This is a genomic window from Leucobacter japonicus, from assembly GCF_001273855.1.
Taxonomy (GTDB): domain Bacteria; phylum Actinomycetota; class Actinomycetes; order Actinomycetales; family Microbacteriaceae; genus Leucobacter; species Leucobacter japonicus.
Genome location: NZ_JHBX01000077.1, coordinates 130,471 through 154,405, shown reverse-complemented (window position 1 = coordinate 154,405; position 23,935 = coordinate 130,471). Strand labels below are relative to the sequence as shown.

Sequence of the window (23,935 nt, the reverse complement as noted above, 5' to 3'; positions counted from 1 at the left end):
TCAGCACCCCGATCCCGACCCGAAAGCCCGCATGACCGATCCTGAACTTCGCCCGGCGCAGCACGTCGTTACGTCCGGCACGACGCTCGGTCCTGGCGACTCCGTGGTCAGCCCGCGCGTCGCCCACGTGCCCGACGATGCCCCACTGGCAGATTCCCCTGCGCCTCGGCCGCGCCATCGCATCGCACGACTTGCCGCAGGCATCAGCGTCTGCGCACTCGTGGGCACACTCGCACTGCCGCTGGTGCAGCAGTCGAACGCGCTCGAAACGCCTGCCGCACAGCAGAAGCTCTTCTCGGAAGTCACAGGTGACGACGTGCCTTCGACGCTCACGGAAGTCGCGATCGTCGACACGGACGAGCCCTCAACGATCGGATACGAGTTCCGCGCACGCTCCCTGGTGAACTACCCCTTCGCCTCACCGGTTCCGCTGACGGACACGTTCGGGTATCGCACCGCACCCGTCGCGCAGTTTCATGACGCGCAAGACTTCGGGGCGGGCGCTGGCACTCCCGTACTCGCCATCGCCGATGGAACGGTGCTCGAGGCGGGCTACGCCACCGACGGCTGCGGGTTCGGCCTGAAGCTCGAGCACGAGATCGACGGCCAAGAGGTGACCAGCCGCTACTGCCACATGCAGAACGACTCGCACACGTGGAAGGTGGGAGACACCATCAAGATGGGCGACCCCGCCGGCAAAGTCGGCGCGACGGGAATCGCCTTCGGCGCACACCTCCACCTCGCACTCCGCGTGGATGACAAACCCATCGATCCGATGCCGTTCCTTGCGAAGTACTACCGGCTCGACCGCGACGCTCCTGCTCGAACGCCGCAGAATGCCACGGCAACGACCGAGCCAGCTACTACTGAGAAACCGGAGTAGCGCCGGCCGCCGAGGTCGCTCCGGCCCATGCTGCGAGCTTTGCCGCAGCTCGTCCGGAATCGATGGCGTCGGCGGCGACCTGAAGTTTCTCAGCGAGGCGATCGAGCAGTGCTCGCTCGACCGACTCGGGGTTCTGGGCCAAGTCGAAGGCGACAAGGCCCGCCGCCGCATTCAGCAGCACGATGTCGCGTACCGGGCCGGTCTCGCCCGCGAGCACGCGGCGCACGACCTCGGCGTTCTCCTCCGGGGTGCCGCCGACCAAGTCGCTGATCTGAGCGCGCGGGATCCCCAGATCTCTCGGGTCGATGTCGTGCTCGGTGAGCCCGCCTCGACTGACCTCCCACAGTCGGGAGTGACCGGTAGTCGTGAGCTCGTCGAGCCCATCATCTCCGCGGAAGACCAGCGCGGAGGCACCGCGAAGGCGGAACACACCGACGAAAATCGGGACTCGGTCGAGATCCGCGACGCCGACTGCCGACGCCTCTGGGCGCACCGGATTGCACAGCGGCCCGAGAAAGTTGAACACCGTTGAGATGCCGAGATCTTTGCGCGCTTCGCCCACGTGACGGAAACCGGGGAGGAATCGTGCGGCGTGCACGAACGCGATCCCGGACTCTTCGAATGCCGTCACCAGCTGTCGTGCGTCAAGACCGAGATTGATGCCGAGTGCGCTCAGCACGTCTGACGCCCCCGACAGGCTGCTCGCTGCACGGTTGCCGTGCTTGACGACCGGCGCACCAGCAGCCGCCGCGGTGATCGACGCCATGGTTGAGATATTGACGGTGCCGAAACGATCGCCACCGGTGCCCACAATGTCCAGCGACATTGCCGGAAGCTCAATCGCGAGCGCTTCCGCAAGAATGGCGTCGCGGAAACCGATGGTCTCATCGACCGTCACCCCCTTGGAGCGGAGCGCAACGAGAAACGCCCCGATCTGAGCCCCGCTGGCCTCACCCGTCATGAACCTTGACATTGCCCACTCGGCCTGAGAGACGCTGAGATCGTCGCCCTCGAGCAGTGTCGTCAGTACAGTCGGCCAGGTACGTTCGTCGATCATGGCTCGATTCTATCGAGGGGCCGAAAACCGCGTCGTAGCGCCACTTCATCGGATGAATGCGGGTCGCTTGAGGCGCTTCAGGCCCCCCGGAAGACGGTAGGCTACCGGGGAAGGATGCAGAAAGTTCGGCGCGCCGTGTCCGAGTGAAAATGCACACCTGACTTTCAGCCATAATGGAGGGGTGACAACGACCACTATGAATACCAAGTCAGCCGTGCCTGCGGTGAAGCGACCGAATATCGTCGCCGTCGGCACGATCGTGTGGCTCGGCAGCGAGGTCATGTTCTTCGCGGGCCTCTTCGCGATCTACTTCACGCTGCGCGCAATGAACCCCGAGCTGTGGGCAGAACAGACCGAGAAGCACAACTTCACGTTCGCGCTGATCAACACGCTGATTCTGGTCGCGTCTTCGTTCACCGCTCAGGCCGGCGTCTTCGCCGCCGAGCGCATGCAGCCGCGCGCCACCGGAGCGAGCCCGAAGAAGTGGGGCACCGTCGAGTGGTTCTACCTCACGTTCTTCATGGGAGCGATCTTCGTCGCGGGCCAGTCGTTCGAGTACGCGACGTTCGTTTCCGAGGGCATCACCCTCGCTTCTGATCCCTACGGTTCAGCCTTCTACATGACCACCGGCTTCCACGGCATTCACGTTTCGCTGGGTCTGGTCGCATTCCTGCTGGTCATTGGTCGCATCTACGCGGTCAAGAACTTCACGCACAAAGAAGAGACCACTGCTGTCGTGGTGTCGTACTACTGGCACTTCGTCGACATCGTGTGGATCATCCTCTTCATCGTCATCTACGTCCTCAAGTAGGGTCAGGAGTCATCGACAACATGGTTCGCACCAAGAAGAACCTGCGCAAGTCCGGCCGCCGGCACCCGCTGGCCACAGCCGCTCTCGTCGCAGTCGGTCTGCTCGTGACCGGCGCCGCGTACGCCGGCTTCAGCCAGACGTCGGCAACGGCAGAGGTCGATCTGACCTCGCCCTCCACCATCGAAGCCGGCGAGAAGCTCTTCGGCGCCAACTGCGCCACCTGCCACGGTGCCGCGGCTCAGGGCACGAACGACGGCCCGACGCTGATCGGCGTCGGTGCGGCCTCGGTGAACTTCCAGGTCGGCACGGGGCGTATGCCGCTGGCCTTCCAGGGCCCGCAGGGCATGGTGAAGCCTCAGCAGTTCACCGAGGAGCAGACGCTGCAGATGGCGGCCTATGTCGCCTCGCTCGCTCCCGGCCCGGGACTGCCTGAGACGCAGTACCTCCAGGCCGACAGTGACGACGAGGGCGTCGCGAATGGCGCCGAGCTCTTCCGCATCAACTGCGCGATGTGCCACAACGTGGCCGCGGCAGGCGGCGCGCTCACCGAGGGCAAGTTTGCGCCGAAGCTCACCGGGGTGGCCCCGACGCACATCTATGAGGCCATGATCACCGGTCCGCAGAACATGCCCGTGTTCAACGATGCGAACATTTCGCCGCAGGACAAGGCCGACATCATCTCGTACCTCAAGTACATCGAGAACCAGCCGGCCGTCGGTGGATTGACCCTTGGGTCGATCGGCCCGGTCGCAGAGGGCCTCTTCATCTGGGTGATCGGACTGGGTGCCGTGATCGGCCTCACGGTCTGGGTCACCGCGAAGTCGAACTAGTCGACGACGCACACAGCATTCATGAGTCAGGAGTCAAGGAGCAACATGGCAGAGGAAGCGAAGCACAACGGCGAACACGCCGTTGTCGCCGCGGACGGCCACGGCTCGGTCGAAGCCGCCGTCGGTACCGCGGTGATCTCGTCCGACGCCGTGCAGAATCCGGGCCTGCCCCCGCATCGCAAGCGCGTCACGGATCTTGATCCGAAGAAGGCGAAACGTGCTGAACGCACCGTTTACACCCTCTTCTACCTCTCGATCGCCGGCAGCCTCGGCGCCGTGCTTGCCTACATGTTCTTCCCGATTGAAACGGGAGATCTCATGGCGGTGCGCCTGCACACCATGTTCGTCGGTCTCGGCATGGCACTCGCTCTGCTCGCCGTCGGCATCGGTGCCGTGCACTGGGGCAAGGCCATCATGGCCGATCACGAGTCGATCGACATCCGCCACGACGTCGCCAGTGATACGCCGACACGCGAGGCCTCGGCCGAGGTCTTCAAACTGGCCGATGAGGAGTCGGGCTTCTCCCGTCGCTCACTGGTGCGCAACAGCTTGATCGGTGCATTGATCGCGTTCCCGCTGCCGGGCATCACGCTGCTTCGCGGCCTGGCGCCGCAGGACCGCGACGCTGTGGAGCTGCTGCACCACACGATGTGGACCGAGGGCGTGCGTCTTGCGCGCGATCCCTCTGGTGTTCCCATCAAGGCCAGCGAAGTCACGATCGGTTCGGCCTTCCACGTCATTCCCGAAACCCTCAATCATGAGGATTTTGAGAAGATGACGCTCGACGAGCGTGGTGGCAGCACCCATCTGCTTGATGCCAAGGCCAAGGCCATCGTTCTGCTCATGCGCCTCGATCAGAAGGACCTCAAGGAGCTCCCCGAACGCGAGGGCTGGTCGTACAACGGCATCGTCGCCTACTCGAAGGTCTGCACCCACGTCGGTTGCCCAGTGGCGCTCTACGAGCAGCACACGCATCACCTGCTGTGCCCCTGCCACCAGTCACAGTTCGATGTCTCCGAGCACGCCAAGGTGATCTTCGGGCCTGCGAAGCGACCGCTTCCCCAGCTTCCGATCACTGTTGACGACGAGGGCTACCTCGTCGCCCAGAGCGACTTCCACGAACCTGTCGGCCCGAGCTTTTGGGAGCGTCTCAAGTGAGCAGCACCGTCACCGAATCACCGTCGAGCCAGCAGGCTCAGAGCGGATCGAGTCGCTTCACCGCCGCTGCGGCGAACTATATCGACGAGCGCACCAAGATCGGTGTCGCCGTCAAGGAGTTCGGTCGCAAGGTCTTCCCCGACCACTGGTCGTTCCTGCTCGGTGAGGTCGCGCTCTACAGCTTCGTCGTCATCCTGCTCTCGGGCACCTTCCTGACGCTGTTCTTCCAGGCATCGATGGTCGAAACACACTACACCGGCCCCTACGTGCCGATGAAGGGTGTGGAGATGTCGGCCGCAATGGCTTCGACGCTCGATATCTCGTTCTCCGTGCGTGGCGGCCTGCTCATGCGTCACGTGCACCACTGGGCGGCTCTCCTCTTCGTCGCTTCCATCGGCCTGCACATGCTCCGTATCTTCTTCACGGGCGCATTCCGCAAGCCGCGCGAGCTCAATTGGGTGATCGGCTTTGTGCTCTTCATCCTGGCCATGGCCGAAGGCTTCACCGGCTACTCGCTCCCCGACGACGTGCTCTCCGGCAACGGCCTCCGCATCATCGACGGCATCATCAAGGCGATCCCGGTCGTGGGAACCTACCTGTCGTACTTCTTCTTCGGAGGCGAGTTCCCGGGTACTGCCATCGTCGGTCGCCTCTACATGCTGCATATCATGGTGCTGCCCGCCTTGGTCATCCTCTTCGTCGCGATGCACCTCGCCTTTGTGATCATTCACAAGCACACGCAGTACCCTGGCCCGGGCAAGACGCAGCAGAACGTGGTCGGCTTCCCGATCCTCCCGGTCTACGCAGCAAAGGCCGGCGGCTTCTTCTTCATCGTGTTCGGTGTGATCGCACTGATCGCATCACTCGTCGGCATCAACCCGATCTGGAACTACGGGCCGTACGACCCATCCCCCGTGTCGGCGGGTACGCAGCCTGACTGGTACATCGGCTTCGCCGACGGCATGCTCCGTCTCGTGCCTCCGGGCCTCGAGACCGAGTGGTTCGGTTGGACATGGTCGTGGAACATGTTGCTGCCGCTCGGCATCATTGGCCTGTTCATCGTGCTCGTGATGGTCTACCCCTTCATCGAAGCTTGGGTCACCGGCGACAAGCGCGAGCACCATATCCTGGACCGCCCCCGCAATGCGCCGACGCGTACCGCAATCGGCGCTGCCGGCGTCACGTTCTACGCAGTGATGTGGGCCGGTGCGAGCTCCGACCTGATGGCGACTCACTTCCAGCTGTCCATGGAGGGTGTCATCCACGCCCTGCAGTTCCTGCTGATCTTCGGGCCGATCTTCTCCTACCAGGTCGCGAAGCGCATTTGCCTCGCCCTGCAGAAGAAGGACCGCTCGATCGCGCTGCACGGCTACGAGTCCGGTCGCATCGTCCGCATGCCCGGTGGTGAGTTCATCGAGGTGCACAAGCCGCTCGACGCGTACGAGTCGTGGCAGCTGGTGAGCTACCACGACTACGCACCGCTGATGCTCCGTCCGAACGATGATGGTCGCATTCCCTTCTCCAAGCGACTGCGTGCCGGCTTCAGCCGTTGGTTCTTCGAAGACCGCATCGTTCCCCCCAGCAAGGGCGAACTCGAGCAGGGACACCACGAGGGCCACTAACCCCTCAGTCCCGCTCCGCGGCTCGCAAGAACGCCCCATCCGAACATGTTTCGGGTGGGGCGTTCTTGCGTTCTTCTCCCCCACGGCGCGTGCGGTTCACGAAGCCGTAGTACCGACTCAATCCATCATGCCGAGCTGCCAGAGGCACCCACATTACCGGCTGCCAGCAGACGAACCCTCCAGCGCAGGCGAGACATCACCCAAACCACTGCAGCGCGGTAGCTTCGCGTGCAGCTGCTCCCCTGGCTCATGCACATCGCCGACTACAGTACTTGGCGGGTCGGCCAGGCTCCTGCGCTGCGCCGGGACAACCCGTGGCCGACGCACGATTCGACGGTAAAGCGCTCCTCCTCACACATTGCGCGTACCGAAATTTCCGCACGTGTTTTGCCCAGCCGTTCGAAACACGGTCGGGCGCCGCACGGTTCAATTCGCGATCAGTGACCCTCGCGAGTCGCTCTGAGGCACGCGCATATGTCGCTCGAGCGATGTTCAGGCGTCAGCTGATGTCGCAGAGGGCACGATCCAGTGATTCGATCACAACGCTCCCGAACCGAGCAATCATCCAAGCAGATCCGAGACGTTCACGCAGCTCCGCGAGAATCCGTGCGAGCGGGTCACGAAGCTCGGCGACACCCAGCGCTGCGAATGCCTGCAACACGCACTGAAGCGCCGCCGGCGCCGTGATATTGCTGACCACATCCTTGGCGCCAAAATGCGCCTGAGGGCTGTCTCGAGGGCGTTCTCCGTCTTGCCCAGAGACGTCGACGTGCTCTACGGCTGGGCTGGGCACGACAGGCTCGGTGAGTATCTGCGATGCGAGGGTGCAGCATTCGAGAAAGAGAGCCTGCTTCGTCGCAAAGCTCGCGTAGACGTGTGGTTGGGGCACATCTGCCCGCGCGGCAATGCCGGCGGTTGACGCCCCGTGAAAGCCAAAGAGGCCGAACTCGATGAGTCCGGCCTCTCGGAGACGTTGACGGTTCTCGCCGGGCTTTCGCCGCGCACGACGTTCCGTCATGCGCTATCCCAGTTCGAGAATCTTGCGGTAGTGCTCACCAACCGCTTCAAAGCCGCGGTGATTGTAGAAGGAACCGAATCGAGCGGTCGAGGCCGACAGCTGTCGCACGCCACGTCCCATGCAGTAGTGCTCGTTGGCCTGCATCAGTCGATCGCCGACTCCGTGGCCGCGTGAACCTTCGTCGACCACGATCTCTTGGAGATGCGCGGTAAGACCCGGTGCGTGCAACAGCCGAGAGACCGTCATCAACGAGTAGCCGACCACACGATCTTCGAGCTCTGCAACGAAGAGCACGTTCGCTTCCTGGTCGCGGTGCCGCAGCACGTTGTCGAAGGCGACGGTGAACTCATCGCGACCGATGGGCTCGCGGCCCGTGGTGAACTGGCGCGCCAGTCCGAGAACGTCTGCGCCGTCTTCGCTGCGACCGCGTCGAATGATGATTCCCAATTGCAACCGCCTTAGCGCGCGAAGTTACCGCGGTAGTACTCGTAAACCCAACCGACGACACCGACGATGACGATGGGGAGTGTCAAGAACGACAGCCAGAAGTTGAACCCGATGCAGAGGCCGAGCACCACGATTGCGGCGCCGAAGGCAAGCACGAGCGGCCACCAGCTCCAAGGGCTGAATTCGCCGAGCTCCGGGTCTCCATCATCGATATCGGAGTCCTCGAGATCTTCGACGAGCACGCCGCCCTGCTTGCGCTGCACAAGCACCAGGTAGGAAGCGATGAAGCCCGTCAGGGCACCCGACAACAGGATCGCGGTGGAGCCGACCCATTCGACATAACCGTGAGCAATGATGTTCCACACGGTGTACACCGCGGCAAGCACGACCAAGTAGACCGTGAGAATCCAGAAGATAACGATATTGGATTTCATAACTGGTGACTCCTCAGCTCACTGCTTGTCAGCGAGCTCGCGCTCGGTCTGCCGAATCGGCTGCTCCACACCGCTGATCTCGGGGTGGTTGAGATCGAATGCGGGCGACTCCGAACGAATGCGCGGAATCGACGTGAAGTTGTGGCGCGGCGGCGGGCAGGAGGTCGCCCACTCGAGCGAACGGCCGTAGCCCCACGGATCATTGACCGTGACCTTCGGTGCGCGGCGCGCGGTGATGTACACGTTCAGCAGGAACGGAATCATCGATGCGCCAAGAATCATCGCACCAACGGTCGAGAGCTGGTTGCCCCAGGTCACGCCGTCAGAAGGCAGGTAGGTGTAGTAACGACGCGGCATCGCCATCACGCCCAACCAGTGCTGCACGAGGAACGTGGTGTGGAACCCGATGAACAGCACCCAGAAGTGGATCTTGCCGAGACGCTCGTCGAGCATCTTGCCGGTCCACTTGGGCCACCAGAAGTAGAAGCCCGCGAACATCGCGAACACGACCGTTCCGAAGACCACGTAGTGGAAGTGCGCGACCACGAAGTACGTATCCGACAGGTGGAAGTCGAGTGCCGGCGACGCGAGAATGACGCCCGTGAGACCGCCGAAGACGAAGGTGACCAGGAAGCCGATCGACCAGAGCATGGGCGTTTCGAACGTGATCGATCCGCGCCACATGGTGCCGAGCCAGTTGAAGATCTTCACGCCCGTCGGCACGGCGATGAGCATCGTCATCAGTGCGAAGAACGGCAGCAGCACCGAGCCGGTGACATACATGTGGTGAGCCCACACGGTCATGGAGAGCGCGGCAATCGCAATGGTTGCGTAGATCAGCGTCTTGTACCCGAAGATCGGCTTGCGGCTGAACACCGGGAAGATCTCGGACACGATGCCGAAGAACGGCAGCGCGATGATGTACACCTCGGGGTGGCCGAAGAACCAGAAGAGGTGCTGCCAGAGAATGGCACCGCCCTCACCGTTGTAAATCTGAGCGTGGAAGATTCGGTCGGCGGCGAGGCCGAACATCGCCGCAGCGAGCACCGGGAACACCAGCAGCACCAGGATCGAGGTGATCAGCGTGTTCCAGGTGAACACGGACATGCGCCACATCGTCATACCCGGAGCGCGCATCGTGATGATCGTCGTGATGAAGTTCACGCCACCCATGATGGTACCGAAACCGGAAACGCCGAGGCCAAGCACCCAGAGATTGCCGCCCACACCTGGCGAGTACGTCATATCTGACAGCGGAGCATACGCGAACCAGCCGAACGAAGCCGCTCCCTGCGGGGTGAGGAAGCCGCCGACGGCGATCAGCGAACCGAACGTGTAGAGCCAGAACGCGAAGGCGTTGAGTCGCGGGAAGGCGACGTCAGGAGCACCGATCTGCAGCGGCATGATGACATTGGCGAAGCCTGCGAACAGCGGGGTCGCGAACATCAGCAGCATGATGGTGCCGTGCATGGTGAACAGCTGGTTGTACTGCTCTTTGGTCGGAATGACTTCGAGGCCCGGCGCAAACAGCTGCGCACGGATGACGAGAGCCATGAGGCCGCCGATCAGGAACCACACGAAGGAGCTGATCAGGTACATGTACCCGATCACCTTGTGGTCCGTGGACGTCAGCCACGAGACAATGACATTGCCCTTCTTCATGTTTTCGTATCCCTCGTTACTCGTTCTGAGCCTTGGCCTGGTCGCTCTGGAACTTCTCCTGGTTCGGGTTCAGATCTTCAGAGACCTGCCCCTCGTTCCCGGATTCGCGGAGCGACTTGACGTAAGCGTCGTACTCGTCTTGTTCGACGACCTTGACCTGGAAGAGCATCATCGAGTGGTACTCGCCGCAGAGTTCGGCGCACTTGCCCATGAAGGTGCCGGTCTTGGTCGGAGTGAAGCTCATGTAGTTCGTCTGACCCGGGATCATGTCCTTCTTGTAGAGGAACTCCACCACCCAGAAGGAGTGAATGACATCGCGGGTCTCGAGACGAATCTCGGTGGTCTTGTCGACCGGCAGGTAGAGCACCGGCATGGTATCGGCCTCGGCCTCACCGTCGTCATCGGTCTGCACCTGGACGCCCTGGAAGTAGACATCGTCGTTGACGTAGTTGAAGTCCCACGACCAGCGCTTGCCCACAACCTCGACGATGTTCTCGGGGTTGTCGTAACGCGCCTCGATCTTCGACTGTTCCTGTGCGGTGAACGCGAAGAAGCCGATCACGAGGATCACGGGGACGACCGTGAAGAACGTCTCGATCGGCATGTTGTAGCGCAGCTGCACGGGCAGGCCAGTCTGGCCCTTCCGGCGCCGGTAGGCGATGGTGGCCCAGATGATGAGCCCCCACGTGATGACGCCCACAGCAAGCAGCACGATCCAGGAGGTGACCCAGAGGCCCGTCACTCCATCGGTGTGGTTCGTGGCCCCCTCGGAGCCTGCAGGGAGGAAGCCTCGCTGCTGCTCGGGAGTACAGCCCGCCAGAAGCAGCGCTGCGGAGAGCGCTACCGGGGCCGCGACCCATTTCATTCGACGATTGGAACGCACCGCATACCTTTCGAAAACATTGTTTCGCTTCGATTCGCACGCATGCGAGCGAAGCTGATGACTCCCTGACAGCTTAGCGCGAACACGACCGTTCCCCGAACCACGAGGGGGTGTCGCGGATACTGGTGTCGCGCGGGCGCGGATTCAGCTGAAGCTGTCGCCGCATGCGCAGCTGCCCTGCGCGTTCGGATTGTCGATCGTGAAGCCCTGCTTCTGAATCGTGTCTTCAAAATCGATCGTGGCACCGTTGAGATACGGAATGCTCATCGCATCGACGACCACGCCGACACCGTCGAAGTCGACCACTGCATCGTTGTCGAGCTCGCGCTCGTCGAAGAACAACTGGTAGATCAGCCCCGAGCAACCGCCGGGCTGCACGGCGATGCGCAGACGCAGGTCGCCTCGTCCCTCCTGGGCGAGCAGGCTGCGCACCTTGTCTCGTGCGTTTTCGCTCAGTGCGACGCCGTGCGCCTGTTCTGCTGCGGCCGCGGTACCCGCCGGTGCGATCGTATCGATGCTCATGCGTAACTCCTCGCTCACGTCGTGATCGTTTGCAAGCAGTCTACCGCGCCGGGCGCGTCGTGAACGCGGAGCCGAGCACGGTACTCTTGGGGGTATGTCGGCCCCGGCCGATCACCGCGTGCACCGAGCGCGTGCAGCACCACCGGGCGCAGCGTTTGCGTGCAGCCCACGACTTCCGTGCCTCGGCGCGGCCAATGGAGAGGATTCGCGTGGCAGAGAAGGGCGCTGCGAACGAGCAGCAGGCATCAGACGGCGACGACGCCGTCGTAGGCAAGGGCCGCCCGACGCCCTCGCGCAAGCAGGCCCAGGCCGCGAACGCTCGCCCGATCGTCGGCTCACGCGACAAGTCCGCGGTCAAAGAGCAGCGTCGTCAGCAGGCAGAGACTCGCGAGCGGATGCGCGTCGGCATGATGCAGGGCGATGAGCGCTTCCTCGGCCCGCGCGATCGCGGCCCGCAACGCCGTTACGTCCGCGAGTATGTGGACGCTCGATGGAACGTCGGCGAGATGCTGATCCCGATGATGCTCGTGGTCCTCGTGATGACATTCATCCCCGGCCCCATTCAGGTCGTGAGCCTCTTCGTGATCTGGGCGTTCGTCGGTCTTGCTGTGCTCGACGCCGTCTTCCTCGGCATGCGCTTGAAGCGCAAGCTCGGCGACAAGTTCGGTGAGGATCGCGTGCAGCCGGGCTTCCGCTGGTATGCAGCGATGCGCGCGTTCCAGTTCCGGCCGCTCCGCGCACCCAAGGCGCTCGTCAAGCGAGGCGCGTTCCCCAGCTGAGCCCATTCCGAACACGCAGTGAGCCCGCGCCCCTCATCTGGGGCGCGGGCTCACTGCGTTGCGGAGCAGAAGCAACACGACAGGCGCGGCTTCGGAACCCGCCGGGTCACTTCGGGGCAGCACTCCCCCGGTAACCGGCGCGTCGCAGTCCCCGGTTGATTGCGCGGGCCCACAGCGGCCCTTCGTAGATGAAGGCCGTGTACCCCTGGACGAGTGTTGCACCGGCCCGCAGACGCTCGAGCACGTCAAACGCACTCGTCACTCCACCGACGGCGATGACGCAGAATTCGGGATCGGGTTCAACCGCTCGGATGCGTCGCAGCACGTCGAGTGCACGATCACGCAGTGGCTCGCCCGATAGTCCACCGGCCCCGATGCGCTCGATCTCCGCCGAAGACGCGTTGAGCCCCTCACGAGCGATCGTGGTGTTGGTCGCGATGATGCCACTCAGCCCCGTCTTGCACGCCAGCGCGACGATGCCATCGATCTGTTCGTCGCCCATATCGGGGGCGATCTTCACGAGCACCGGAGTCGTTCCGGCGGCATCACGCACTGCCGCGAGCAGAGGCTCGAGCATTTCCAGTTCCTGGAGCCCGCGCAGGCCAGGGGTATTCGGCGAACTGACGTTGATCGCGAGGTAATCCGCGATGGGAGCGAGACGCTCTGTGCTCCACACGTAGTCGTGCACGGCGTCTTCGACTTCGGTCACCCGGCTCTTGCCGATGTTCACCCCGATGATCGGCCGGTGGCGTGCGAGTCGCGCACGTTCGATCCGCGGCAAGGCTGCTGCGGAGCCACCGTTGTTGAATCCCATGCGGTTCACGAGCCCTCGGTCGCTCACGAGTCGGAACATGCGGGGCTTCGGGTTGCCGGGCTGCGCGTGTCGCGTCAGCGTGCCCACTTCGACGTGGCCGAAGCCGAGCGCTCCGAGCCCCGCGATCGCAGTCGCATTCTTATCGAATCCGGCGGCGAGCCCGAACGGGCTGGGAAACACGGTGCCGAGCGCCGCGACGCGTAGCGACGGATCGGCACCGGTCACGCGCCGAGCGATTGCACCGGCGAACGGAATCGCCTGGATCACGCGGAACGCGAGGTGGTGCGCCCGTTCGGGATCCATGCGGCGGAGCACGGTCTGGAACAGCAGCGGATAGCAGCGCACGGGTCAGGCCTCCGGGTCAGTCGTGGACGCAGCGGTCGCCGCGGCCGGGCGAGCACGCAATTCTTCGATCGCGGCATCGAAGTCTTCGAGCGACTCGAATGCCTGGTACACGCTCGCGAAGCGCAGGTACGCCACTTCGTCGAGCTTGCGCAGATGGGGCAGGATCGCCAGCCCGATCTCGTTAGCATCGAACTGGGCGATGCCGCTCGAGCGAACCGACTCCTCGACCTGCTGGGCCAGCACGGCGAGATCTGCCTCGGTGACGGGTCGCCCCTGGCACGCTTTGCGCACGCCGCTCATCACTTTCTCTCGGCTGAACGGCTCGACGACGCCGGATCGCTTGATCACGGTCAAACTTGCCGTCTCAGTGGTGGTGAATCGGCGTCCGCACTCCGGGCACTGGCGGCGGCGGCGAATTGACAGTCCGTCATCAGCGGTGCGCGAGTCGATGACGCGCGAGTCGGGGTGACGGCAGAACGGGCAGTGCATCAGCGGGTCTCCATTGCTGATTCGAATCGAACGCTCACGGCGTCTCCGTGGGCGGGGAGGCCTTCGGCCTGCGAGAGTGCGCGCAACGGTTGCTCGACAGACTGGAGCGCGTCACGGTCGTAGCAGATGATCTGCTGCGGGCGCAGAAACGTGTGAGCGCCGAGCCCCGACGCGAATCTGGCGGTGCCGCCCGTCGGGAGCACGTGGTTCGAGCCGGCAAGGTAGTCGCCGAGACTGACCGGCGTGTAGGCCCCCAGGAAGATGGCACCGGCATCGGAGATCTGTGCCACGACGGCCTCGTCATCGCGGGTGTGGATCTCGAGATGCTCGGGCCCGTAGGCGTTGCTCACCTGAGCTGCTGCATCGAGATCGTCGACCAGAATGATGGCGGATTGCGGGCCCCGAAGAGCCGTCGCCACGCGTTCGGCGTGGAATGCCACGACTGCGCGATCCGCAATCTCGGCCGCGACTCGATCAGCGAGTTCAGGCGAATCCGTCACCAGCACCGAAGCTGCGGCTTCATCGTGCTCGGCCTGACTGATGAGATCGGCCGCCACGAATGCGGCATCAGCCGTGTCGTCGGCGATCACGAGGATCTCGGTCGTCCCGGCCTCGGCGTCGATGCCGACGAGTCCGCTCACCACGCGCTTCGCCGCAGCGACGAACACATTGCCCGGTCCCGTCACGACGTCGACCGGGTCAAGGCCGATCTCCGGCACACCGTGCGCGAACGCGGCGATCGCTCCTGCGCCGCCGATGGCATAGACCTCGGTGATGCCGCACAACGCGGCCGCCCACAGCACCGCGGGGTGCGGCAGGCCGTCGTTTTCGAGTTGCGCCGGCGACGCAAGCGCCAGGCTGGGCACACCAGCGGTCTGCGCCGCCACCGCATTCATCACGACCGAGGACGGATAAGCGGCTTTTCCACCGGGTGCATAGAGCCCCACCCGGGAAACCGGCTGCCAGCGCTGACGGATCACTGCGCCATCCGCGATGCGCGTTTCTCGCGCTTCGGGAACCTGGGCTGCCGAGGCGACCCTGAGCCGCGCGATGAGCGCTCGCAGCGCCGCTTCGACGTCAGGCGGGCAGTCGTCCAACGACGCTCGCACCGCTTCAGTCGGCACGCGGAGCGCATGATCTGCCACTCCGTCGAAACTACGGGCCTGGTCTCGCAGCGCGGCTTCACCGCGTTCCGCGACGTCGGCGACCAGCGGCCGCACGCGCTCCACTGCGATATCAGCGCTGACTGCTGCACGCGGCACGAGCTGCAGCAACGTAGATCGCGACAGGTCGGAGCCGCGCAGGTCGATCGTTCGCATCACCGAATCAGTCTACCGGCGCAGCTTCACTGCCCGGCACGACCTCACTCCTGGGTGCGACCATTCCAAACCAGGCGAGTTCGGTGATTCCGGCGACGAGTGCGTCTGCGGCCGCGGATGCATCGACCTCGAGGAGCGTCGCGAGCGCGTCGGCGATCTGCCGCAGCGTGAGCTCTCCGTCGCAGGCTCCGACTGCGGCGGCCAACAGTGCATCGGCGGCAACACGTCGGGCGATGGGCTGGTCGGTGGTGAGGGTGATGCGCCGCGGGGATTCTTCGCCGGGGCGGTGTTCTCGCTCTTCGACCACGGCGTCGTCGAGCACCCAGCGGGTCGCAAGCACCGTCGCGGCGTCGGCCGCCGAAGTGGCCGCACCGACCGAGAACGCGCGCTGCAGCCGATCCCCCGGTGCCTCAGAGAATGCACCCAGCGCTGAGTCGAGTTGGACGACGGATTCGGCGGTCGCGGGGCGCCGTCGCAAGCGCACGGATCCCAGACCGATCGCCGTGATGCGTCGAGCCGTGAAGTCGGCGAGCCAGTCGTCAAGGAGTCTTTCGAACGCGGGATCTCCCGGTCGCGCTCCCCCGTCACGCACCCAGGTTTCCGCGTACGTCGCCGGCTCGACGCGATCCCGCTCGAGTACCCAGGCCGCGAGTGGTCCGGCGATCCCGATCGCACGCTCAATCCAGTCGCCCACCCGACCGAGTCCGTTGGTGCCCCACGGTGACTCCCAGTTCGCCAGGCAGAGAAGCGTGCCCCCTATTTCGAGGTGCTCGGGCCCCTGCGTGATCACCCGTTCTGCGAGCGCGTCACCCGTAAGTCCGCCGTCGCGATACTCGTACACGGGTGTGCCGGCGCCACGGGGCGTGATGACGAACGGAGGGTTCGACAGGATCAGGTCAAACTTCTGGTCGAGCACCGGCGCGAACAGATCACCCTGCCGAAACTCGATCTGATCGGCAACGTCGTTCAGTACGGCGTTCGTGCGGGCGAGCGCGAGAGCCCGCTCCGAAATGTCGGTCGCGACCACGCTCGAGGCGAATCGCGTCAGCTGCATCGCCACGATGCCGCAGCCGGTGCCGAGATCGAGCGCTCGTTCCACCGTTCGGCGGGGCGACTGTGCGAGCAATGAGCGTGTTGCGCCGCCGACACCCATGACGTGGTCGGGCCGGGCCGGGCCGCGTCGCAATTGGTCGTCGAGATCGGAGAGTACCCACCACTCGGCATCGGCGTCGACAACCACGGAGTTGAGCGAGAGTGCGGCACGCCATGCCGACGACGGGGTCACGCCGTCATCGGGCGCGTCGAGGGGCTGCTTCGCAGCGCCCCCGTCGGCCACAATCAGGCCAAGCTGATGCGCCCCGGTGGCGCCGAGTGCGGGGAATGCAGCCTCGATGTCGCGATCCGGCACCGCCTCACCGAGGAGAAAGACACGAACGAGCGTCGCAAGCGCACCGTGCGCACCGGCGAGGGCCTGGCGCGCCGGCGCGAACACGCCGCGCTGTCGCGCGTCGTCGGCCACGGATCCGAGCAGAGCGGCGACGGCGGCGGCGCGGTACGCCGCCGCCGCGAGGTCGGTTCGAAGACGTTGAGCGAGTTCATCGTGCACCTGCTCAGCGTAGTCCGCCCCGCGGCGGTGTCCGTTCAGACGAACGCGCGGTCGTGCGCGGTGACCGGGCTCGGTAGCACGGTGTCGCCCGTGAGGTACCGATCGACCGACGCGGCGGCGGCACGACCTTCGGCAATCGCCCAGACGATCAGCGACTGACCGCGGCCGGCGTCGCCGGCGACGAACACACCGGGGAGTTCGGTGGCGTAGTCGCGTTCCCGTTCGAATGCGCCGCGCTTCGAGCGCTCCAAACGATGAGCGGGGTCTTCGATCTCCTCGGGGCCGGTGAATCCCATCGCGATGAGCACGAGGTCTGCCTCGAGCAGTTCCTCGGTACCGGCGATCGGCACACGGCCCTCGTCCGTAAAGCCGGTCTCTGCCACGCGGAGCCCGACGACCTGACCGTCCTCGCCGGCGACGAATTCGACGGTCGACGCGAGGAACTTGCGCTCTCCGCCCTCTTCATGCGAACTCGACACCTCGAACAGGGTGGGGTGCACCGGCCACGGCTGGCCCGTGCTGCGGAACTCGGACGGCCTCTTGCCGATCGCGAGATTCGTGACCGACTTCGCTCCCTGACGGTGCGCGGTGCCGATGCAGTCGGCGCCGGTGTCGCCACCGCCGATCACGATTACGTGCTTACCCGCGGCGTCGAACGGCGTCTCGGCGAGCGCGCCCGACTGCACGCGGTTTGAGGCCGACAGGTACTCCATCGCGGGCATGATGCCGGCGAGTTCGCGGCCGGGCAGCGGCAGTTCACGGGGCACCGTGGCGCCGGTCGCGACGATGACGGCGTCGTAACGTCGACGAAGCTCGCTCCACGACATGTCGCGGCCGATCTCGATGCCGCACCGGAACCGTGTGCCTTCGGCCTTCAGCTGCTCCACACGGCGCGCGACGAGCGTCTTCTCGAGTTTGAAGTCGGGGATGCCGAACCGGAGCAGGCCGCCCGGCTCCTCATCGCGCTCGTAGACGGCGACCGTGTGACCGGCACGGGTCAGCTGCTGCGCCGCGGCGAGGCCCGCGGGCCCCGATCCGACGACCGCCACGGTCTTGCCCGTGAGGCGCGACGGCGGCTGCGGCACGACCCAGCCGTTCATGAACGCTTGGTCGATGATGCTGTTCTCGATCTGCTTGATCGTGACCGCGGGCTGGTTGATTCCCAGCACGCAGGCAGACTCGCAGGGTGCCGGGCAGGCGCGACCCGTGAACTCGGGGAAGTTGTTCGTCGCGTGCAGACGCTCGATGGCTTCCCGCTCGCGACCGCGGAACATCAGGTCGTTCCACTCGGGAATGAGGTTGCCGAGCGGGCAGCCCTGGTGGCAGAACGCGACGCCGCAGTCCATGCAGCGCGATGCTTGCTTGGCGACGAGTTTCGGGTTCGCGGGGTCGACGACCTCGCTCCAGTCCTTGAGTCGCAGTTCGACGGGTCGCTTCGGCGCGAGTTCGCGCTCGCGCACCTTCAGAAATCCGCGGGGATCAGCCATGAGTCGCCTCCAAGATCTCGGACCAGACACGGTCGCCATCGGGGTCGATGCCCTGTTCACCGGCGCGCACTCGAATCTCGAGGACGCGCGAGTAGCCGCGCGGGATCAGACGCGTGAATCGGGCAAAGGTGCCCTCGGGGTCGCGCTCGATGCTCTCGAGCAGTTCGGCGGCGACCGAAGAGCCGGTCTGCTCGCCGTGCCGCTTGACGAGCCCGACGATCTTCTCGCGCAGCGCGCGCTCTTCGCCGTCGGGCAGCCCCGGGCCGAGGTCGTCCGCTCCCCCGAACCGCTGCAGCAGCAGCGAGCCCGACGCGAGTTCGGCCGAATTGACGTCGGCCGGGTCGAGATCGAGCAGGATCGCCTCGCCGCCCGACATACCGGCACCGATGTTGCGGCCCGTGGGCCCGAGGATCAGCGCGAAGCCACCAGTGAAGTACTCGAGCGCGTGGTCGCCCGTGCCCTCGACCACGGCGGTCGCTCCCGAGCCGCGCACCAGGAACCGTTCACCGACGACGCCCGCGATCCAGAGCGAACCGCTCGTCGCCCCGTACCCGATCACGTTGCCGGCGATGACGTTGCCTGAAGCGGGGTGCCCGGATTCGGGGTGCGGGCGAATCACGACCTCGCCGCCCGACAGTCCCTTGCCGACGTAGTCGTTCGCGTCTCCCACCAGTCGCAGCGTGATGCCTGCGGGCATGAAGGCGCCGAGCGACTGCCCGGCCGAACCGGTGAGGGTGATGTCGATGGTTTCGGGGGCGAGACCCTCCGCGCCGAAGCGCTTGGTCACCTCGTGGCCGAGCGTGGTGCCGACGGCCCGATCGATGTTGCGGATCGGCAGGTCGATCACTACCGGGTCGCGACGCTCGAGCGCATCTGCTGCCATCGGCATCAGCTGCACGTCGAAGTGCTCGCCCAGCTCATGATCTTGCTCTCGTCCGTGACGGCGCGGCTCACCCTCGGCGAACACCGGTCCGCGCAGGATCGGCGTCAGGTCGAGCCCCGATGCCTTCCAGTGCGAGATCGCGTCGTCGACGTCGAGCGCCGAGGTGTCGCCCACGGCTTCGTCGATCGAGCGGAACCCGAGCGAAGCGAGAATCTCGCGCACCTCTTCGGCGATGAAACGGAAGAAGTTCACCACGTGCTCGGCTTGACCGGTGTAGCGCGCACGCAGGTCGGGGTTCTGCGTCGCGACGCCCACCGGGCAGGTATCGAGATGGCAGACGCGCATCATGATGCACCCGGAGACCACCAGCGGAGCGGTCGCGAAGCCGAACTCTTCGGCCCCGAGTAGCGCGGCGATGACCACATCGCGGCCCGTTTTGAGCTGCCCGTCGGCCTGGAGCACCACGCGCTCCCGCAAGCCGTTGAGCATCAGCGTCTGCTGCGCCTCGGCGAGGCCGAGCTCCCACGGCGATCCGGCGTGCTTCAGAGAGTTCATCGGGCTCGCGCCGGTACCGCCGTCGTGACCCGACACCAGAATCACGTCGGAGAGGGCTTTGGCGACACCGGCCGCAACCGGCCCGATGCCGCTCTGCGCGACCAGCTTCGTGCTGATCCGCGCAGACGGGTTCGCACGCTTCAGGTCGAAGATCAGCTGCTTGAGATCTTCGATCGAGTAGATGTCGTGGTGCGGCGGCGGGGAGATCAAGCCCACGCCCGGCGTCGCGTGACGGGTACGGGCGATCCAGGGGTACATCTTGGTCGGCGGCAGCTGCCCGCCCTCCCCCGGCTTGGCGCCCTGCGCCAGCTTGATCTGGATCTCATCGGCGTGCGTGAGGTACATCGAGGTGACGCCGAAACGACCGGAGGCGACCTGCTTGATCGCGCTGCGGCGCTCGGGGTCGAGCAGACGATCGTCAGACTCGCCGCCCTCGCCCGTGTTCGACTTCGCGCCGAGCCGATTCATCGCGATCGCGAGCGTTTCGTGCGCCTCGGGCGAGATGGAACCGTAGCTCATCGCGCCCGTCGCAAAACGCTTCACGATGTCGCTGACCGGCTCGACCTCGCCGAGCGGCACTGCGGGCCGCTGCGGTGCGAACTTGAACAGGCCGCGCAACGTCATCAGACGCTCTTGCTGCTCGTTGACCCGTTCCGTGTACGCCGTGAAGATGTCGCGGCGCCCGGTACGGGTGGCATGCTGCAGCTTGAAGATCGTCTCGGGATCGAAGAGGTGCGGCTCTTCCCCACGTCGCCAGCGGTATTCCCCGCCGGTCTCGAGGGTGCGGTGCGCGTGGGCCGCGACATCGTCGGGGTACGCAGAACGATGCCGCGCGGCGACCTCAGCAGCGATGACGTCGAGCCCGATTCCGCCGAGCCGCGAGGTCGTACCGGTGAAGTAGCGATCGACCACCTGCTGCGACAGGCCGATGGCCTCGAAGGTCTGCGCACCGCAGTACGACGCGACCGTGGAAATGCCCATCTTGGACATCACCTTCAGCATGCCCTTGCCCAGCGCCTTGATGAGCCCGGCAAGCGCGGCGTCTTCAGACACCTCCGGAATCGAACCGTCGCGCACCAGAAGTCCCACGGTTTCCATCGCGAGGTACGGGTTCACCGCGGCGGCGCCGTAGCCGATGAGCGCAGCCACGTGGTGCACCTCGCGCACGTCTCCGGCTTCGGCGACGAGAGCGACGCGCAGTCGCTTGCCCTCGCGAATCAGGTAGTGATGCACCGCCGACACAGCGAGCAGGGAGGGTACGGGGGCCTGATCCTTGTTCGAATCGCGGTCTGAGAGAATGATGAACTCGGCGCCGGCATCGATCGCGGCGTTCGCCTCGCGGCACATCGCGTCCAGTCGGTCGGCGAGGCCTCGGGCACCCGAATCAACCGGATAGAGCCCGCGAATCGTGACTGCGCGTTCCCGCTCAGGGTCGTCGCCGAAGTGCTGGATGCGCGCGAGAGCGTCGTTATTGATCACCGGGAAGTCGAGGATCACCTGGCGCGCATGATCGGCCGACTGCGTGAGCAGATTCTCCTGCGGCCCCAGACCGGCGCGCAGGCTGGTGACCAATTCTTCGCGAAGCGCGTCCAGCGGCGGGTTCGTCACCTGCGCGAACTGCTGCACAAAGTAGTCGAAGACGAGGCGCGGGCGATCCGACAGCGTCGCAATCGGGGTATCGCTGCCCATCGCAGCGAGCGGCTCGATCGCGTCCCGAGCCATCGGAGTGAGCAGCACACGGAGCTCCTCCTCGGTGTACCCGAAGGTGCGCTGGCGTCGCTCGATCGAGGCGGGCGGATGCACCAAGTGCTCGCGCTCCGGCTGCTCCGAGAGCCGGATGCGCCCCTCGGCGAGCCACTCGCCCCACGGCTGCGACGCCGCGAGTTCTGCTTTGACGGCCTCGTCATCGCGGATGACGCCGGTCGTGAGATCAACCGCCAGCATGCGGCCGGGCTGCAACCGACCGCGCTGCACGACGCGTTCGGGCGCGATGTCGAGCACGCCGGTCTCGCTCGCGATCACGAGCACCCCATCGGAGGTCACGAGATACCGCCCCGGGCGCAGACCATTGCGATCCAGCAGCGCGACGAGTTCGGTGCCGTCAGTCGCGATCATGGCGGCCGGCCCATCCCAGGGCTCCATGACGAGCGAGTGGTACTCGAGGAAATCGACGAGTTCGGGTGACAGTCCCGACTCCGACTCCCACGCTTCAGGCACCATCATCGCAAGTGCATGCGGCAGTGACCGTCCCGCCTGCACCAGGAGTTCCAAGACCTCGTCGAAACTGGCAGAGTCGCTGCCCCCGTCCGAGCAAATCGGCAGCAGCGGCGTGATGTCGCCGAGTCGCTCCGATTCGAGCTGCGCTTCGCGCGCACGCATCCAGTTGCGGTTGCCGCGCACCGTGTTGATCTCGCCGTTGTGCGCGACCATGCGCAGGGGCTGGGCGAGGTGCCAGGACGGGAAGGTGTTCGTGGAGTACCGGGAGTGCACAATGGCGAACCGGCTCGTGAATCGCGCATCGGAGAGCTCCGGGTAGAAGCCGGGCAGCTGCAGCGTCGTCACCATGCCCTTGTAGACGATGGTGCGCGCGCTGAGCGACGGCAGGTAGCAGCCCGTCTCATGCTGCACGCGCTTGCGCGTGCGAAATGCCTGACGCTCGAGGTCGTCCATGCTGATCGTCGTCCCTGCCGCGGCGACGAGCACGAGCTGTTCGATGACGGGGCTCGCGATACGCGCGCTTTCACCCAGCACGTCGGGGCGCACCGACACCGGGCGCCAGGCGAGCACGCTCAGCCCCTCTTCCGCGGCGATCGCCGCGATGCGATACTGCACGGCACGGCGTTCCGTGGTCGCCTGCGGCAGGAACGCGAGGCCGGCAGCATATGCGCCCGGCTCAGGCAGGCGCAGCGAGGCGTCTTGCGCGTGGAGCTCCCCGCGGATGAGGAGGTCGGGCAGGTCGCTCAATATGCCGGCGCCGTCGCCGGTTCCTGCATCTGAGCCGACCGCGCCGCGGTGCTCCAGATGCTCGAGCGCTTCAAGCGCCTGTTCGATGATCGTGTGGCTGGCCTGACCGGTGAGCGCGACGACGGAGGCGAGCCCGCAGGCATCGCGCTCGTCCGCGGGATCGTAGAGTCCGACAGGGGCGGGGAAAGTCGAGCCCGGGTGGGTGATCGGCGAGCGCTGCGGCATCGACGTCCTCTCGATCGTCGGGACGTCGTGCGCCCCGGTGCGGTCATGCGCTCACCGAGGTACCCAAGGGCTCCCCGGCTCTTGCGCGGTGGCTGAGCCCAAAATGTAGCACTCTGTTTCTTCGGCGAAATGCAAACGACATCGCAGTTCCTGCCTCGCGTGCGGGGACGCGCGGAAGATTGCCGAATTTTTGACGGAACTTATTGACTTTTGCCGCAGACGTTTCCGATTCGTAACGTCCCGGAAACACAGCGCCCCGGAGTCGCCACTTTGATAGAACAAACGCGGTGTTCGATAATCGAACCCGGTAGGGGGTGCCGTTCGATTATCGAACACCGCGTTGATGTTCTGGGAGGGAGTCAGGCTATGCGTCTGCGCCGAAGCTCGACGTGTCGCCCACGAGTCGCGTGTGGTCTGCAGGCACCGGGTCGACTGCCGCGCGAGCCACTTCCGCCGCAAACTCCGAAACGTTGTAGAGCTTGCCCGCCTGCTCACGACGCTCTTCAATCGCTCCAGGATTGAGACGATTGAGCAGTGTCGCGGTCACCGTGCCCTCGATCATGTCGCCCGACACGACGGTGAAGCCGATGCCACGCGATTCGAGTTCGGGGATGCGCGCTCGAAGTGCATCCTCACCCGCGCGCTTCGACTCCGCAACCGGCACATATTCCGGCATCGTCGGTGTCGTGCGAATGAAGTGCGCCTGGTGACTGGTGACGAACACGACACGCGATCCCTCACTCAGCAGCGGGAGCGCGGCGTCGAGCACCGAGAGCTGCGCGTCGCGGTTCAGCAGCAGTGCGTAGTCTTCGCCCATCCCGCTCTCCATACCGCCCGACGCGTTGAGCACCAAGATGTCCAGGCCGCCGAACTCCTCGCGCACGGCGTCGAACATCGACTGCACCGACGCGGGATCCGTCAAATCAGCTCCCTGCACCAGTGCGCGAACGCCCAATTCACGGAATTCGTTCGCGAGCTTCTCGGCCCGAGGGGCCTTGTTGCGGAAGTTGACAACCACGTCGGCGCCCGCCTCAGCGAAGTAGCGCGCCGTGTCCGCACCGATGCCTCGGGATGATCCCGTTACCAGGGCGCGTCGGCCGGCGAGACTGCCGGGCTCGAGAATCTGGGTCACATGTACTCCT

At 65.2% G+C, this 23,935-nt stretch carries 20 protein-coding genes; 6 read left to right on the top strand and 14 right to left on the bottom strand.

All coding sequences use genetic code 11. From position 1 onward, the window contains the following. The first annotated feature begins 31 nt into the window (after positions 1 to 31). Positions 32 to 883 (top strand): M23 family metallopeptidase, encoded by an 852-nt coding sequence (locus AMS67_RS01875; RefSeq protein WP_053385846.1) that lies wholly within the window; start codon positions 32 to 34, stop codon positions 881 to 883. Here the strand turns inward: AMS67_RS01875 and trpD are convergent. Next, positions 864 to 1,940: an anthranilate phosphoribosyltransferase gene (gene trpD, locus AMS67_RS01870; protein WP_053385845.1), complete on the bottom strand. Its 1,077-nt coding sequence runs from the start codon at positions 1,938 to 1,940 to the stop codon at positions 864 to 866. The genes AMS67_RS01875 and trpD overlap by 20 nt on opposite strands. A 196-nt stretch (positions 1,941 to 2,136) precedes the next feature. Here trpD and ctaE point away from each other — a divergent pair, with 196 nt between their 5' ends. The 4 genes from ctaE to qcrB are packed head-to-tail and all read left to right on the top strand — an operon-like array spanning position 2,137 to position 6,361. Next, complete coding sequence (gene ctaE / locus AMS67_RS01865) at positions 2,137 to 2,751, top strand: aa3-type cytochrome oxidase subunit III (RefSeq protein WP_053353002.1); 615 nt, start codon at positions 2,137 to 2,139, stop codon at positions 2,749 to 2,751. A gap of 20 nt (positions 2,752 to 2,771) precedes the next feature. Beyond that, positions 2,772 to 3,581, top strand: a complete 810-nt coding sequence (gene qcrC, locus AMS67_RS01860; protein ID WP_053385844.1) for a cytochrome bc1 complex diheme cytochrome c subunit — start codon at positions 2,772 to 2,774, stop codon at positions 3,579 to 3,581. A 45-nt stretch (positions 3,582 to 3,626) separates the two neighbouring features. Further along, positions 3,627 to 4,739 carry a cytochrome bc1 complex Rieske iron-sulfur subunit gene (gene qcrA / locus AMS67_RS01855; RefSeq protein ID WP_053353000.1) on the top strand — a complete coding sequence of 371 codons (1,113 nt, stop codon included), beginning with the start codon at positions 3,627 to 3,629 and terminating at the stop codon, positions 4,737 to 4,739. Continuing rightward, positions 4,736 to 6,361 carry a cytochrome bc1 complex cytochrome b subunit gene (gene qcrB, locus AMS67_RS01850; RefSeq protein ID WP_053385843.1) on the top strand — a complete coding sequence of 542 codons (1,626 nt, stop codon included), beginning with the start codon at positions 4,736 to 4,738 and terminating at the stop codon, positions 6,359 to 6,361. Before qcrA ends, qcrB begins: the two co-directional genes overlap by 4 nt. A 499-nt stretch (positions 6,362 to 6,860) precedes the next feature. Here the strand turns inward: qcrB and AMS67_RS01845 are convergent, their stop codons facing one another. From AMS67_RS01845 to AMS67_RS01820, 6 genes are all read right to left on the bottom strand, one after another. After that, positions 6,861 to 7,379 (bottom strand): TetR/AcrR family transcriptional regulator, encoded by a 519-nt coding sequence (locus tag AMS67_RS01845; RefSeq protein ID WP_053385842.1) that lies wholly within the window; start codon positions 7,377 to 7,379, stop codon positions 6,861 to 6,863. Between the two features lie 3 nt (positions 7,380 to 7,382). After that, positions 7,383 to 7,826, bottom strand: a complete 444-nt coding sequence (locus AMS67_RS01840) for a GNAT family N-acetyltransferase (RefSeq protein WP_053352997.1) — start codon at positions 7,824 to 7,826, stop codon at positions 7,383 to 7,385. 11 nt (positions 7,827 to 7,837) lie between these two features. Further along, positions 7,838 to 8,260: an aa3-type cytochrome oxidase subunit IV gene (gene ctaF / locus AMS67_RS01835; protein WP_053352996.1), complete on the bottom strand. Its 423-nt coding sequence runs from the start codon at positions 8,258 to 8,260 to the stop codon at positions 7,838 to 7,840. 18 nt (positions 8,261 to 8,278) lie between these two features. Continuing rightward, on the bottom strand, positions 8,279 to 9,922 hold the full coding sequence (ctaD, locus tag AMS67_RS01830; RefSeq protein ID WP_053352995.1) for an aa3-type cytochrome oxidase subunit I: 1,644 nt from the start codon (positions 9,920 to 9,922) through the stop codon (positions 8,279 to 8,281). 16 nt (positions 9,923 to 9,938) lie between these two features. After that, positions 9,939 to 10,787, bottom strand: coding sequence for an aa3-type cytochrome oxidase subunit II (gene ctaC / locus AMS67_RS01825; RefSeq protein WP_053385841.1), 849 nt, complete (start codon positions 10,785 to 10,787; stop codon positions 9,939 to 9,941). Between the two features lie 162 nt (positions 10,788 to 10,949). Beyond that, positions 10,950 to 11,327, bottom strand: coding sequence for a HesB/IscA family protein (locus AMS67_RS01820; protein ID WP_053385840.1), 378 nt, complete (start codon positions 11,325 to 11,327; stop codon positions 10,950 to 10,952). 209 nt (positions 11,328 to 11,536) lie between these two features. Between AMS67_RS01820 and AMS67_RS01815 the strand changes: the two genes are divergently transcribed. Further along, positions 11,537 to 12,106, top strand: coding sequence for a DUF3043 domain-containing protein (locus AMS67_RS01815; RefSeq protein ID WP_053385839.1), 570 nt, complete (start codon positions 11,537 to 11,539; stop codon positions 12,104 to 12,106). A 106-nt stretch (positions 12,107 to 12,212) separates the two neighbouring features. Here the strand turns inward: AMS67_RS01815 and AMS67_RS01810 are convergent, their stop codons facing one another. From AMS67_RS01810 to AMS67_RS01780, 7 genes are all read right to left on the bottom strand, one after another. Further along, positions 12,213 to 13,265 carry a quinone-dependent dihydroorotate dehydrogenase gene (locus AMS67_RS01810; RefSeq protein ID WP_075201174.1) on the bottom strand — a complete coding sequence of 351 codons (1,053 nt, stop codon included), beginning with the start codon at positions 13,263 to 13,265 and terminating at the stop codon, positions 12,213 to 12,215. Between the two features lie 3 nt (positions 13,266 to 13,268). Continuing rightward, positions 13,269 to 13,754 (bottom strand): transcriptional regulator NrdR, encoded by a 486-nt coding sequence (nrdR, locus tag AMS67_RS01805; protein WP_053385838.1) that lies wholly within the window; start codon positions 13,752 to 13,754, stop codon positions 13,269 to 13,271. Further along, positions 13,754 to 15,073, bottom strand: a complete 1,320-nt coding sequence (gene hisD / locus AMS67_RS01800) for a histidinol dehydrogenase (protein ID WP_193787059.1) — start codon at positions 15,071 to 15,073, stop codon at positions 13,754 to 13,756. The genes nrdR and hisD overlap by 1 nt, the downstream gene beginning before the upstream one ends. Positions 15,074 to 15,080: 7 nt before the next feature. Then, positions 15,081 to 16,679, bottom strand: coding sequence for a DUF7059 domain-containing protein (locus AMS67_RS01795; RefSeq protein WP_053385836.1), 1,599 nt, complete (start codon positions 16,677 to 16,679; stop codon positions 15,081 to 15,083). 35 nt (positions 16,680 to 16,714) lie between these two features. Continuing rightward, on the bottom strand, positions 16,715 to 18,166 hold the full coding sequence (locus tag AMS67_RS01790) for a glutamate synthase subunit beta (RefSeq protein ID WP_053385835.1): 1,452 nt from the start codon (positions 18,164 to 18,166) through the stop codon (positions 16,715 to 16,717). Next, entirely contained in the window at positions 18,159 to 22,793 is a 4,635-nt protein-coding gene (gltB, locus tag AMS67_RS01785) for a glutamate synthase large subunit (protein WP_053385834.1), read from the bottom strand. The genes AMS67_RS01790 and gltB overlap by 8 nt, the downstream gene beginning before the upstream one ends. Before the next feature lie 364 nt (positions 22,794 to 23,157). Further along, positions 23,158 to 23,925: an SDR family oxidoreductase gene (locus AMS67_RS01780; RefSeq protein WP_053385833.1), complete on the bottom strand. Its 768-nt coding sequence runs from the start codon at positions 23,923 to 23,925 to the stop codon at positions 23,158 to 23,160. Positions 23,926 to 23,935: the final 10 nt, after the last annotated feature.